This is a genomic window from Pseudomonas sp. SW-3 (assembly GCF_016615645.1).
Taxonomy (GTDB): domain Bacteria; phylum Pseudomonadota; class Gammaproteobacteria; order Pseudomonadales; family Pseudomonadaceae; genus Aquipseudomonas; species Aquipseudomonas mandelii.
The window spans coordinates 4,302,412-4,315,382 of sequence record NZ_CP067098.1; the positions used below are offsets into that span (position 1 = coordinate 4,302,412).

The window sequence follows — 12,971 nt, forward strand, 5'->3', positions numbered from 1 at the left end:
TTTCAAGAGTGAAAGTGGCAGCGGGCCCGAGAGATTACAGATTCCGCAGCGCGGCGACTACTGCGTCGCCCATTTCCTGCGTACCGACTTTAGTGCAACCGGCCGACCAGATGTCGCCCGTGCGCAGCCCCTGATCCAATACCAGACTGACGGCTTTCTCGATGGCATCGGCCGCGTCCTGCAGGTTGAAGCTGTAACGCAGCATCATCGACACCGACAGAATGGTCGCCAACGGGTTGGCAATGCCTTTGCCAGCGATGTCTGGCGCCGAACCGTGGCAAGGCTCGTACATGCCCTTGTTGTTGGTATCCAGGGATGCCGACGGCAGCATGCCGATGGAACCGGTGAGCATCGATGCCTGGTCAGACAGAATGTCGCCGAACATGTTTTCGGTAACGATCACGTCGAATTGCTTCGGCGCACGCACCAGCTGCATGGCGGCGTTGTCGACGTACATGTGGCTCAGTTCGACTTCCGGGTAATCCTTGCCCACTTGCTCGACGATTTCGCGCCACAGTTGGCTCGAAGCCAGCACGTTGGCCTTGTCCACCGAGCACAGCTTTTTGCCGCGCACCATGGCCATGTCGAAACCGACACGGGCGATGCGGCGGATTTCGCTTTCGCTGTACGGCAGCGTGTCGTAAGCCTGACGCTCGCCGTTTTCCAGGGTGCGGGTACCGCGTGGCGCACCGAAATAGATGCCGCCGGTCAGTTCACGGACGATCAGGATGTCCAGGCCCGAAACGATTTCAGGCTTCAGGCTCGATGCCTCGGCCAGTTGCGGGTAGAGGATCGCCGGGCGCAGGTTGCCAAACAGGCCCAGTTGCGCACGAATCTTCAGCAGGCCGCGCTCAGGGCGGATGTCACGCTCGATGGTGTCCCATTTCGGGCCGCCCACGGCGCCCAGCAGCACAGCGTCGGCTGCGCGCGCACGGTCGAGGGTTTCGTCGGCCAATGGCACGCCGTGCTTGTCGATGGCGGCGCCGCCGATCAGGTCGTGGCTCAGCTCGAAGCCCAGGCTGTACTTGTCGTTGGCCAGCTCCAGCACCTTGACCGCTTCGGCCATGATTTCCGGGCCAATACCATCACCTGGGAGAATCAGAATCTGCTTGCTCATGCTTTCCTCATGTCATCAGTCGGTGCGCCCTTGAGCACACCCGGAAAAATTCTATCGTTCGGCCATCAGCACCAGCACATCGGTACTGAACGAACCATCGGCCTCAATCTCAAAATATTCGCGCACTTCATTGCCCATCGACTGCTGCAACTCGCGGATCGCCGCGCGCATCACTTCTGGCGTGCGCATGCGTTCGACCCAGGAGTTGTACTCCAGCCGCAACCGTTGACGCGTAGTGCTACGGGTATGCAACCCCGCTTCGCTGACCTGACGTAACCACTCGCCGGCGGAATAATCGCGCACATGGCTGGTGTCGCGCAGCACTTCGACGCTTTGCAGATAAGTGTCAAACAACGGACTGCCCGGTGACAACACGTCGATGAACGCCGCCACCCCACCCGGCTTCAGTACCCGCCGGACTTCGCGCAGGGCCAGGCCGAGGTCGCTCCAATGGTGCGCCGAGTAACGACTGAAGACGAAGTCGAACTCACCATCGGCAAACGGCAGGCGCTCGGCGGCACCGTTGACCGTAGTCACATTGCTCAAACCACGGTCCACAGCGGCGACGGTAACCACGTCGAGCATCTGCTGGGACAAATCGTAGGCCACCACTTCCTTGACCAGCGACGCCACGTGAAAACTGACGTGACCAGCGCCACACCCCAGGTCCAGCACCCGAGCATCGCCCTGCCCGGCCAGTTCGGCCTGTAGCAGCGCGAATTCGGTGCCTTGAGCGTGTACGGCGCTGCTCAGATAGGCCGAGGCCTGTTCACCGAATTGCTTTTGGACTACCTGGTTGTGCTGGGCGGTGCGGGTCATGGGGGACTTCCTTTTGGGGTTTAGCCTTGTGTTGTCTGGGCGGGCCTCTTCGCGGGCGAGCCTCGCTCCTACAGGGAGACGTATCTCAGCCGTAGGAGCGAGGCTTGCCCGCGAAGGCGTCATCACGCCTTACGCAAACTTACGCGTCGCGAAACAACCAAGGCTGGCTCGCCCGGTGCTTGGCTTCAAACGTCGCAATCGCTTCATGGTCCATCAACGTCAGACCGATATCGTCCAGACCGTTGAGCAGGCAATGCTTACGGAAGGCGTCAATTTCAAAGCTCAACACCTTGCCATCCGGACGGGTAACGGTCTGGGCCTGCAAATCGACCTGCAACTGATAACCCGGGGTCACTTCCACCTGCTGGAACAGCTCATCCACTTCAGCGTCGCTCAAGATGATCGGCAGCAAGCCGTTCTTGAAGCTGTTGTTGAAGAAAATGTCGGCGTAGCTCGGCGCGATGATGCTGCGGAAACCGTATTCCTCCAGCGCCCACGGCGCATGTTCACGACTGGAACCGCAACCGAAGTTTTCGCGGGCCAGCAACACGCTGGCGCCTTGATAACGCTCGGCGTTGAGGACGAAGTCCTTGTTCAACGGGCGCTTGGAATTGTCCTGATAAGGCTGCCCGACATCCAGGTAGCGCCACTCATCGAACAGGTTTGGGCCGAAACCCGTGCGCTTGATCGACTTCAAGAATTGCTTCGGGATGATCTGGTCGGTGTCGACGTTGGCACGATCCAGAGGCGCGACAAGACCAGTGTGCTGGGTAAAAGCTTTCATGCTGCGCTCCTTTAGATCAATTCACGGACGTCGACGAAACGACCGTTCACCGCGGCGGCGGCGGCCATGGCCGGGCTCACGAGGTGGGTACGGCCACCGGCGCCCTGACGGCCTTCGAAATTGCGGTTGGAGGTCGAGGCGCAATGCTCGCCCGACTCCAAACGGTCCGGGTTCATCGCCAGGCACATCGAGCAACCCGGCTCACGCCATTCGAAACCGGCGTCGAGGAAAATCTTGTCCAGGCCTTCCGATTCAGCCTGGGCCTTCACCAGACCCGAGCCCGGCACCACGATGGCCTGTTTGATGGTCGAAGCGACTTTGCGACCTTTGGCGATCACGGCGGCAGCACGCAAATCTTCGATGCGCGAGTTGGTGCAGGAACCGATGAACACGCGGTCCAGCTGAATGTCGGTAATTGCCTGATTGGCAGTCAAACCCATGTATTTCAAGGCGCGTTCGATGGAGCCGCGCTTGACCAGGTCCATTTCCTTCGCAGGGTCCGGCACGTTCTGATCCACAGCCAACACCATCTCAGGCGAAGTGCCCCAGCTGACTTGTGGCTTGATCTGGGTGGCGTCGAGCTCGACGACGGTGTCGAACGTGGCGTCTTCATCAGTCACCAGGTCTTTCCACGCTTCGACGGCCAAGTCCCATTCCGCGCCTTTCGGAGCGAATGGACGGCCCTTCACGTAGGCGACGGTTTTTTCGTCAGCGGCGACCAGTCCTACGCGAGCGCCAGCCTCGATGGACATGTTGCAAATGGTCATGCGGCCTTCGACCGACAGATCACGAATCGCACTACCGGCGAACTCGATGGCATGGCCGTTACCGCCGGCAGTGCCGATCTTGCCAATGACCGCGAGAACGATGTCCTTGGCGGTCACGCCGAACGGCAATTTCCCTTCGACCGACACCCGCATATTCTTCATTTTCTTGGCGACCAGACACTGGGTGGCGAGCACGTGCTCGACCTCGGACGTGCCGATACCGTGAGCCAACGCGCCAAACGCGCCGTGGGTCGAGGTGTGGGAGTCGCCGCAGACAACGGTCATGCCCGGCAAGGTTGCGCCCTGTTCCGGGCCGATGACGTGGACGATGCCTTGGCGCACGTCGTTCATCTTGAACTCGACGATGCCGTATTCGTCACAGTTGTCATCGAGGGTCTGGACCTGCAAACGCGAGACCTGGTCGGCAATGGCTTCGATGCCGCCCTTGCGTTCCGGGGTGGTCGGTACGTTGTGGTCCGGGGTCGCGATGTTGGCATCGATGCGCCAAGGCTTGCGCCCGGCCAGACGCAGGCCTTCAAAGGCTTGCGGCGAGGTCACTTCGTGAATGATGTGACGATCGATGTAGATCAAGGCAGAGCCATCGTCGCGCTGCTTGACCAAATGCGAATCCCAGAGCTTGTCGTAGAGCGTTTTGCCGGCCATCAGACGGTTTCCTCATCAGCTTGTTTCTATGCCCCGGGCCGTTTGTATAACCCTTTGGCTTGTGAGGTCGATCCTAGGGGGTTACATTAAATAACTCAAATTCATATTTTTCATGCTTTGGATAACCAACTGGAATACCGCAATGGACCTGGCTAATCTCAATGCTTTCATCGCCATTGCCGAGACCGGAAGCTTCTCCGGCGCGGGAGAACGGCTGCACCTGACGCAACCGGCGATCAGCAAGCGCATCGCCGGGCTGGAGCAGCAATTGAAGGTGCGGCTTTTCGATCGACTGGGTCGTGAAGTCGGCCTGACCGAGGCCGGTCGCGCCCTGTTGCCGCGGGCCTATCAGATTCTCAATGTGCTGGATGACACCCGCCGCGCCCTGACCAACCTGACCGGCGAAGTGACCGGGCGCCTGACGCTGGCCACCAGTCACCACATTGGCTTGCACCGCTTACCGCCCTTATTAAGGGAGTTCACCCGACGCTACCCACAAGTGGCGCTGGATATTCAGTTTCTCGATTCGGAAGTGGCCTACGAGGAAATCCTCCATGGCCGCGCGGAACTGGCGGTGATCACCCTCGCCCCGGAACCTCATACCTTGGTCAAAGCCACGCCTGTGTGGGACGACCCCCTGGATTTCGTGGTCGCCCCGGAGCATTCGCTGATCAGCAACGGCCCAGTCAGCCTGGCGGACATTGCCCTGCATCCGGCGGTGTTTCCCGGCGGCAACACGTTCACTCATCACATTGTCCAGCGCCTGTTCGAGGCTCAGGGACTGACGCCGAACATCGCCATGAGCACCAACTATCTGGAAACCATCAAGATGATGGTCTCGATCGGCCTGGCCTGGAGCGTTTTGCCGCGAACGATGCTCGACGATCAAGTTGCGCGAATACCTTTGCCGGGCATACAACTGACTCGCCAGCTAGGCTATATCCTGCACACCGAACGGACGCTGTCGAATGCGGCACGGGCCTTCATGGCCTTGCTGGATGCACAAATCGATCTGCCAGGGATTCAAGGCTAACGTGTGCTACTGCCATAGAGCCGCGAACCCCTGCGCCTAACGCCCAATTCAGCCCAAGGCCTGCCAATGCCGAAATCTGTTGACCGTATTCCGCCGATGCCACGTATACAGGCGCTTGACCCGAAACGGTCCGAGCAGAGCTGGGAAAGCGCACCACAGTTGTTGGCCGCCCTCAACGGCGCGCGCCTGGGCGCCTGGTATTGGGACATCGAGCGCGGACAGATCAGCTGGTCGCGGGGTACCCAGGCGTTGTTCGGCTTCGATCCCCGACAGCCGTTGCCGACCGATCTGGAATACCTCGACTTGCTGCCTCCGGAGGATCGGGCAAAAACCATTCGCGCCTTTCATGCCGTGATCGCCGGCGCCCCGCTGGAGCAGGCGATGCACCACCGCATCCGCTGGCCCGACGGCAGCCTGCACTGGCTGGAGATCAACGGCAGCTTGCTGCCGGACAAAGACGGTCGGCCACGGATGATTGGGGTCATTCGCGAAATCACCCATCAGCGCCAGCGCGAACAGGCCCTGAGCAGCTCGGAAAAACGCTTTGCCACGCTGTTTCACCTGTGCCCGAACATGGTGCTGCTGACCCGCCAGGAAGATGGCCTGATTACCGAAGCCAATCAGTATTTCGAAAGCCTCTTCGGCTGGCCGGTGCAGGACGCCATTGGCCGAACCACCGTCGAACTGGGCCTCTGGGTGCACCCGGAACAACGGGACGTGCTGGTCAAGGCGACCAAGGCCAAGGGCGAACTGACCAGCATGGAGGTGCAGTTTCGCGCCAGCAATGGCCAGATCCACGACGGCATCCTCAGCGCACAGAAAGTCGAACTCGAAGGCCAGCCCTACCTGCTGAGCACTTTCCTTGACACCACGGAACGCAAGGCCGCCGAACTCGCGCTGAAAGACAGCCAGGAACGCCTCGACCTGGCCCTGGATTCGGCGCAACTCGGCACCTGGGACTGGCACATTCCCAGCGGCATGCTGTACGGCTCGGCGCGGGCCGCGCAGTTGCACGGGCTGGAGGCCATACCCTTCCATGAGTCCTTCGACGCGTTTTTCGAAGGTGTGCCCGACGAAGAACGCGGCAGCATGCGCGACGCTTATCGCAGCCTGCGCGAAGGACCGGCCGGCAATTATCAGCTGACTTATCGCGTGCAGTTGCCGGACGGCAGTTCACGCTACCTGGAAAGTCGTGCCCGCCTCTACCGCGATGAAAACGGCACACCGCTGCGCATGGCCGGCACCTTGCTGGACATCACCGATCAAGTGGAGCGCGAACAACGGCTGGTGGCCTCCGAAGAGAAATTCGCCACGCTGTTTCAAGTCAGCCCGGACCCGATCTGCGTCACGCGCCAGGACACCGGCCAGTTCATCGAGATCAACTCCAGCTTTACCCAGACCTTCGGCTGGAGCGCCGCCGAAGTGATTGACCGCAGGGCCGACGAAATCGGCCTGTGGGACGCGTCAGCGAAAAGCCTGCAACGAATTGAACAAGTCATCCGCGAACAGGGGCTGAACAATGTCGCGATCATCGCCCAACACAAAAACGGGCAAGCCCTGACCTGCGTGATTTCCAGCCGGCAGATCAGCGTGGGCGACCAGCCGTGCATCGTCACGACCCTGCGCGACATTACCCAGCAACAGCGTTCCGAAGCGGCACTCAAGGCCAGCGAAGAGAAGTTTGCCAAGGCGTTTCACTCAAGCCCGGACGCGATCACCATCACCGAACGCGATACCGGGCGCTACCTGGAGGTCAACGATGGTTTTTGTCGCCTGACCGGTTACCGCGCCGACGAAGTGGTCGGCCGCACGGTGTATCAAGTCGGCATCTGGGCAGAAGAGAAACAGCGCTCAGCGCTGCTGGCCGAGTTGCAGCTTAAGGGTCGTGTGCATCACCAGGAAATGCTGGGCCGCAATAAGCGCGGCGAACTGCTGACCGTCGAAGTCTCGGTGGAGCCAATCACCCTCAACGAAACCGCATGCCTGTTGCTGACTGGCCGAGACGTCAGCCTGTTGAAAAATGCCGAAGCGCAGATTCGCCATCTGGCCTACCACGACCCGCTGACCAACCTTCCGAACCGCGCCCTGTTGATGGATCGCCTGAGCCAGCAGATCGCCCTGCTCAAGCGCCACAACCTGCGCGGTGCGCTGCTGTTCCTGGACCTCGATCATTTCAAGCACATCAACGATTCCCTGGGTCACCCGGTGGGCGACACGGTGCTGAAAATCATCACGGCTCGGCTTGAAGCCAGCGTGCGCATGGAAGACACCGTGGCACGCCTGGGTGGCGATGAATTTGTGGTGCTGCTCAGCGGCCTTGAGGGCTCGCGCAATGAAGTCAGCGCCCAGGTTCGGGAGTTGGCGGACACGTTGCGTGAACTGTTGTCGGAGCCGATGTTCCTCGACGGCCAGCGCCTGCAAGTGACACCGAGCATCGGCATCGCGTTGATCCCCGACCACGGCTCGACCCCGACCGACCTGCTCAAACGTGCCGACATTGCGCTTTACCGCGCCAAAGACTCGGGCCGCAACATGGCGCAGATGTATCACAACACCATGCAGAAGGCGGCCAGTGAACGCCTGCGCATGGAAACCGACTTGCGCCTGGCCCTTTCCCGGGGCGAGTTTCATGTGCATTACCAACCCCAGGTCGACGCTCGGGGCAACCGTATTGTCGGCGCCGAAGCGCTGGTGCGCTGGGACCACCCGGAACTCGGCCCGCAATCGCCCACCGAATTCATCAAGGTGCTGGAGGACAGCGGGCTGATTCTGGAAGTGGGCACGTGGATCATCGACGAAGCCTGTGGGGCCTTCAAAAAGCTGGTTGCCAAAGGCCTGGTGAACCCGCTCAGCTTCAGCCTGTGCGTGAACATCAGCCCGAGGCAATTTCGTCAAAACGACTTCGTCGAACGCATCGAATACAGCCTCAGCAGCCACGGCCTGCCCTGCTCGTTGCTGAAACTGGAAATCACCGAAGGGATCGTCATCCAGAACCTGGAAGACACCATCAACAAAATGCGCCGCCTGAAAAAACTCGGCGTGAGCTTTGCAATGGACGACTTCGGCACCGGCTACTCCTCGCTGACCTACCTCAAGCGCCTGCCGGTCGACACGCTGAAAATCGATCAGTCGTTCATCCGCGATGCCACCACCGACCCCAACGACGCCGAAATCATCCGCGCCATCGTGGCCATGGCCCGCAGCCTGGAATTGAAAGTGATCGCCGAAGGGGTGGAAACGGCGGAGCAGCTGGAATTTTTGCAGGGGCTGGGGTGCCATTTTTATCAGGGGTATTTGCACAGTCGGCCGCTGCCGGTGGAGGAGTTCCAGAAACTCCTCAAATAACGGGTACAAAAAAGGGCGCCGAATGGCGCCCTTCTCATTGCCCTGACTCGTTACTGCAGAGCGGGTTTTTGCGTCCCGTTGATCGGGATGCGTTTGGCTTTTGCCTCTTCCGGTATCACCCGCAACAGGTCGATGCTCAACAAACCGTTGCTCAGGCCGGCAGCCTTGATTTCGATATGGTCCGCCAGACGGAAGGACAGTTTGAAGGCGCGCTGAGCGATGCCTTGGTACAGATAGGTGACGTCTTCATTCGCGTCACGCTTGCCACCACTGATGGTCAGCACCCCTTTTTCCACTTGCAGATCCAGGTCTTCTTCCTGGAACCCGGCGGCCGCCACGACGATGCGGTATTGGTCATCACCATGCTTTTCAACGTTGTAAGGTGGGTAGGTGCTGCCTGGCTCGTTGCGCAGGGCGGTTTCGAACAAGTCATTGAAGCGGTCGAAGCCCACCGAGGAACGGAACAGGGGCGCCATCGAAAATGCAGTACTCATGATTCAAATCTCCTGAAAACAGATCAGCAAGTTTTTTTGTCTCCGCGACCCGAATTCGGCATCGCGTAATCCCTACATAGGGATCTCCGATTGCTTTTCAAGAGATTATTTTCAGATTTTTTGCGTTTTTTTCAGGCCGCTTCCGACACCTGTAGCCCCAACAAACGCGAGACTTGATCCAGTTCGGTCTCTCGACGCAACACGGTAAACAGCTCCACCGCCTCAGGATAATTGCGGGTCAACATCGCCAGCCATTGCTTCAAGCGACCCGGCGACTGGCGGGCAGTCATCTGCGCCTTGGCTTGCAGCCAGAAGTCCTGGATCAGTGGCAGCAACTCGGCCCACGTCATCTCGACCACTTCTTCACCGGCCCGCGCCGCCGCGATCTGCCGGGCCAGGTCCGGACGCGACACCAGGCCGCGACCGAGCATGATGTCTTCCACGCCGCTGATTTCGCGGCAACGGCGCCAATCTTCAACGCTCCAGATGTCGCCATTGGCGAACACTGGAACCTTGACCACTTCCTGCACGCGGGGGATCCATTCCCAATGCGCAGGCGGCTTGTAACCGTCGGTTTTGGTCCGCGCGTGCACCACGATGTGCGCCGCGCCGCCTTCGGCCAGCGCTGTTGCGCAGACCAGCGAACCGTCCGGGCTGTCGAAGCCCAGGCGCATTTTCGCGGTAACCGGAATGTGCGCCGGCACAGCGCGGCGGACGTGTTCAACGATTTGGTTGAGCAGTTCAGGTTCTTTCAGCAGGACGGCGCCGCCACGGGACTTGTTGACGGTCTTGGCCGGGCAGCCGAAGTTCAGGTCGATCACCTCGGAACCCAGCTCGCAGGCCAGCGCGGCGTTTTCAGCCAGACACACCGGATCGGAACCGAGCAACTGCACCCGCAGCGGCACGCCGGACGCGGTGCGGGCGCCGGTCAATAATTCCGGGCCGAACTTGTGATAATAGGCGGGCGTGAGCAGTTGATCGTTGATCCGAATAAACTCGGTCACGCACCAATCGATACCGCCCACACGGGTCAGCACGTCCCGCAGGATGTTGTCGACCAACCCCTCCATGGGCGCCAAAGCAATTTGCATGAAAAACACACTCAACGAAAAACGTGCGGCAGTTTACTGGATTCTCTGTCGAAAGACTTGCATCTGCCTCTGTGGCGAGGGAGCTTGCTCCCGTTAGAGTGCGTGGCACTCTCCATTGCAAGGGACCGCTTCGCGCTCCAGCGGGAGCAAGCGCCCTCGCCACAGGATCGCGTCAACCTGGAACTTGCAACGCCGGGCCGTAGCCTTCGATGAACTCGGCCGGCATCCGCTTGGGCTTGCCGGTGGACAGTTCGATGCAGACGAAAGTGGTTTGCGCGCGCAGCAACGTGGTGTTATCGCTGGGGCGCTTCAACTGGAAGTGGCGGGTCATTTTCAGGCGCTGATCCCAATCGACAATCCAGGTCGCCAATTGCAACTCATCGCCCTCATAGGCGGCGGCCAGGTAATCGATCTCGTGCCGCACCACCGCCATCGCCCGATCCAGCCGACGATACTCGACCAGGTCCAGCCCCAGCCGCTGCGAGTGACGCCAGGCGCAGCGTTCGAGCCAGGTCACGTACACCGCGTTGTTCGCGTGCCCCAGCCCGTCGATGTCCTCGGCGCCGACTTCCAGATCAATGATAAATGGCGTTGCCCGATCCCAGCCCATGCCCCACTCCCGGTCAGATGATGTCGACCGGGGCAGTGTAACGGATGCTCAGGCCGATTGGCGCGATTGCAGGCTGCGGCCAGCCAGCAGTGATAACACGCCATCAATCACCCGAGGATCGGCCAGCACGCGTTGATGCCCGCCCTCCTCCAGGCGTAACAGCCGGCTGTCGAACCACGCCTCATTGATCAACTGGGACTCCTTGACCGGAACAAAGCAATCATCTTCGGCGTGGACGATCAGCCCCGGCATGTCGAGCTGATAGTGAGCAACATCCAGCGTTGCAGCGCGCATGCCGACGTCTTTCTCGACCTGGCGAATAAACGCCGAACGCGCTTTGGGCGGCAGCCGCACGTAACGGGCAAAACCGCGCAACACCCCGAGAATCCGCGCCGGTGCGGCGATGGTGACCAGGGTTTCGGTGCGCAAACCCAACTGCACGGCGAGCATCGCACTGGCGCCGCCCATGGAGTGGCCAATGACGGCTCGCAGCGGCGGCAACTCGGCGGCCGCTTCGAGCATGGCCCGGGCAAACAGCACCACGTTGGCTTCACTGCCCGGTGAGCGACCATGAGCAGGACCGTCGAGCGCTACGACGGTGTAGCCAGCATCGACCAGCGCCGTGATGAGACTCGCAAACTGTGTCGGCCGCCCTTCCCAACCGTGCATCAGCAACACGGCCGGACCTTGCCCCCAGCGCAGCGCCGAGAGGCCGAAGCGCAAGGTTATCCGTTCGGATTTCGCCAGCAGCGGCAATTCCCAGTCACGCGGTGGCAACTCTCGCGGCGTCATGAACGCCAGTCGCATTTTGCTCGCGACCAGTTTCGGTGCAAACCAGCCCAAGGTGCCATTAACGCCACGAACCCACTTCAACGTGCTCATCGCTCTCACTCCTCAGGCCAATGCCTTCAGGTCATAGCACCGCCGACTTGGCGGCGCGCAGCAATCGATCGGACAACTCTCCTGGCCCCAGCGCCCTAGCCAGAGCCAGACCCCCGACCATCAAGGCCATGTCGGCCAAGGCTTTGTCGGTGTCTTCCGGGCTGGCCGCCAACTGCGCGACCATCATTTCCACATGCTCATTCAGCGCCACGCGAAACGCGTCCGGCAGGCGACCCAACTCACCGACAGACGCCGGGATCGGGCACGCGGAATCCGAGGAATCACGGTGTTTGCGTGACAGGTAAAACGCAGCCACCAACGCGCGACGCTCTTCGCCGGTCAATTCGGCGTCCATGTCGGCGATCAAGCCACGGCGGTGACCGAGCAGTTGCTTGAATGCTTCCAGCATCATGGCGTCCTTGCTTTCGAAGTGCGCATAGAAGCCGCCAACCGTCAGGCCGGCTGCGCCCATCACTTCGCCCACGCTCGGTTCGGCCGGGCCGCGCTGAATCAGCGCTGCGCTGGCGGCCTTGAGAATGCGTTCGCGGGTTTGAGCTTTTTTATCGTTCATCGTTGCCTCCGAATATTACGACTAGAATATTATTCTCATAATAATTTTCCGCAAGTCGTGGATGTGACCGCTGGTCTGAAGAACAGTTTGAAAGAAATGGGGGATTTGGCCAAACGCCAGACAAACAAAAGGGCCATTCAATAATTGAATGACCCTTATAAAATCCCGCAGAGCGGGTAATCGTGGCGTCCCCTAGGGGACTCGAACCCCTGTTACCGCCGTGAAAGGGCGGTGTCCTAGGCCACTAGACGAAGGGGACGCAAAACCTTCTATACAACTGATCAGTGCTGAGAGCTGATCGATTCAAGGCCGGTGTGGCCAGACCTTGAACTGTAAAATTGGTGGAGCTAAGCGGGATCGAACCGCTGACCTCCTGCATGCCATGCAGGCGCTCTCCCAGCTGAGCTATAGCCCCGGATTTTTCGCCTCGCGGCGGAGCGACATCTTGCAACATCGCTTCTGTAAAACTGGCGTCCCCTAGGGGACTCGAACCCCTGTTACCGCCGTGAAAGGGCGGTGTCCTAGGCCACTAGACGAAGGGGACGCAAACCCTTCTATACAACAGATCAACGCTGATTGTTGATCGCTTCAAGGCCGGTGTGGCCAGACCTTGAAGTGTAAATTGGTGGAGCTAGACGGGATCGAACCGTCGACCTCTTGCATGCCATGCAAGCGCTCTCCCAGCTGAGCTATAGCCCCTCATCGCTGAGGACGGGGCGAATCTTAATGGCGCTTCGGAAAGCTGTCAAACTTATTTTTAACAATTTTCAAAATTTTTTGTCGCCATAACAATCA

At 60.0% G+C, this 12,971-nt stretch carries 11 protein-coding genes and 4 tRNA genes; 2 read left to right on the forward strand and 13 right to left on the reverse strand.

The window, feature by feature from the left end:
- Positions 1 to 34: 34 nt before the first annotated feature.
- The 4 genes from leuB to leuC all read right to left on the reverse strand — a co-directional run bounded on the left by leuB (position 35) and on the right by leuC (position 4,150).
- Positions 35 to 1,117: a 3-isopropylmalate dehydrogenase gene (gene leuB / locus JIO00_RS19275; protein WP_154501291.1), complete on the reverse strand. Its 1,083-nt coding sequence runs from the start codon at positions 1,115 to 1,117 to the stop codon at positions 35 to 37.
- Between the two features lie 51 nt (positions 1,118 to 1,168).
- Positions 1,169 to 1,936: a class I SAM-dependent methyltransferase gene (locus JIO00_RS19280; RefSeq protein ID WP_077750382.1), complete on the reverse strand. Its 768-nt coding sequence runs from the start codon at positions 1,934 to 1,936 to the stop codon at positions 1,169 to 1,171.
- Between the two features lie 139 nt (positions 1,937 to 2,075).
- Positions 2,076 to 2,720 (reverse strand): 3-isopropylmalate dehydratase small subunit, encoded by a 645-nt coding sequence (leuD, locus tag JIO00_RS19285; protein WP_010456042.1) that lies wholly within the window; start codon positions 2,718 to 2,720, stop codon positions 2,076 to 2,078.
- 11 nt (positions 2,721 to 2,731) lie between these two features.
- On the reverse strand, positions 2,732 to 4,150 hold the full coding sequence (gene leuC, locus JIO00_RS19290) for a 3-isopropylmalate dehydratase large subunit (RefSeq protein WP_010456043.1): 1,419 nt from the start codon (positions 4,148 to 4,150) through the stop codon (positions 2,732 to 2,734).
- Between the two features lie 142 nt (positions 4,151 to 4,292).
- Between leuC and JIO00_RS19295 the strand changes: the two genes are divergently transcribed.
- Positions 4,293 to 5,183 (forward strand): LysR family transcriptional regulator, encoded by an 891-nt coding sequence (locus JIO00_RS19295; RefSeq protein WP_010456044.1) that lies wholly within the window; start codon positions 4,293 to 4,295, stop codon positions 5,181 to 5,183.
- A 66-nt stretch (positions 5,184 to 5,249) separates the two neighbouring features.
- On the forward strand, positions 5,250 to 8,528 hold the full coding sequence (locus tag JIO00_RS19300) for a PAS domain S-box protein (RefSeq protein WP_200666651.1): 3,279 nt from the start codon (positions 5,250 to 5,252) through the stop codon (positions 8,526 to 8,528).
- A gap of 50 nt (positions 8,529 to 8,578) precedes the next feature.
- Here JIO00_RS19300 and JIO00_RS19305 read toward each other — a convergent pair whose 3' ends face one another.
- From JIO00_RS19305 to JIO00_RS19345, 9 genes are all read right to left on the reverse strand, one after another.
- Positions 8,579 to 9,022: an Hsp20 family protein gene (locus JIO00_RS19305; protein ID WP_010456046.1), complete on the reverse strand. Its 444-nt coding sequence runs from the start codon at positions 9,020 to 9,022 to the stop codon at positions 8,579 to 8,581.
- Positions 9,023 to 9,153: 131 nt separating this feature from the next.
- Positions 9,154 to 10,113, reverse strand: coding sequence for a tRNA dihydrouridine synthase (locus tag JIO00_RS19310; RefSeq protein WP_083376275.1), 960 nt, complete (start codon positions 10,111 to 10,113; stop codon positions 9,154 to 9,156).
- A 172-nt stretch (positions 10,114 to 10,285) separates the two neighbouring features.
- On the reverse strand, positions 10,286 to 10,723 hold the full coding sequence (locus JIO00_RS19315; protein WP_010456048.1) for an acyl-CoA thioesterase: 438 nt from the start codon (positions 10,721 to 10,723) through the stop codon (positions 10,286 to 10,288).
- A gap of 48 nt (positions 10,724 to 10,771) precedes the next feature.
- A complete protein-coding gene (locus JIO00_RS19320) occupies positions 10,772 to 11,605 on the reverse strand; it encodes an alpha/beta fold hydrolase (protein ID WP_010456049.1) in 834 nt (277 codons plus the stop codon).
- Positions 11,606 to 11,636: 31 nt separating this feature from the next.
- The gene (locus tag JIO00_RS19325; RefSeq protein ID WP_008151286.1) at positions 11,637 to 12,176 is read right to left on the reverse strand and encodes a TetR/AcrR family transcriptional regulator; all 540 of its coding nucleotides are present in this window, start codon (positions 12,174 to 12,176) and stop codon (positions 11,637 to 11,639) included.
- A gap of 183 nt (positions 12,177 to 12,359) precedes the next feature.
- A tRNA-Glu gene (locus JIO00_RS19330) sits at positions 12,360 to 12,435 on the reverse strand.
- Between the two features lie 80 nt (positions 12,436 to 12,515).
- Positions 12,516 to 12,591 (reverse strand) — tRNA-Ala (locus JIO00_RS19335).
- Between the two features lie 53 nt (positions 12,592 to 12,644).
- Positions 12,645 to 12,720, reverse strand: a tRNA-Glu gene (locus JIO00_RS19340).
- Positions 12,721 to 12,799: 79 nt separating this feature from the next.
- Positions 12,800 to 12,875, reverse strand: a tRNA-Ala gene (locus JIO00_RS19345).
- Positions 12,876 to 12,971: the final 96 nt, after the last annotated feature.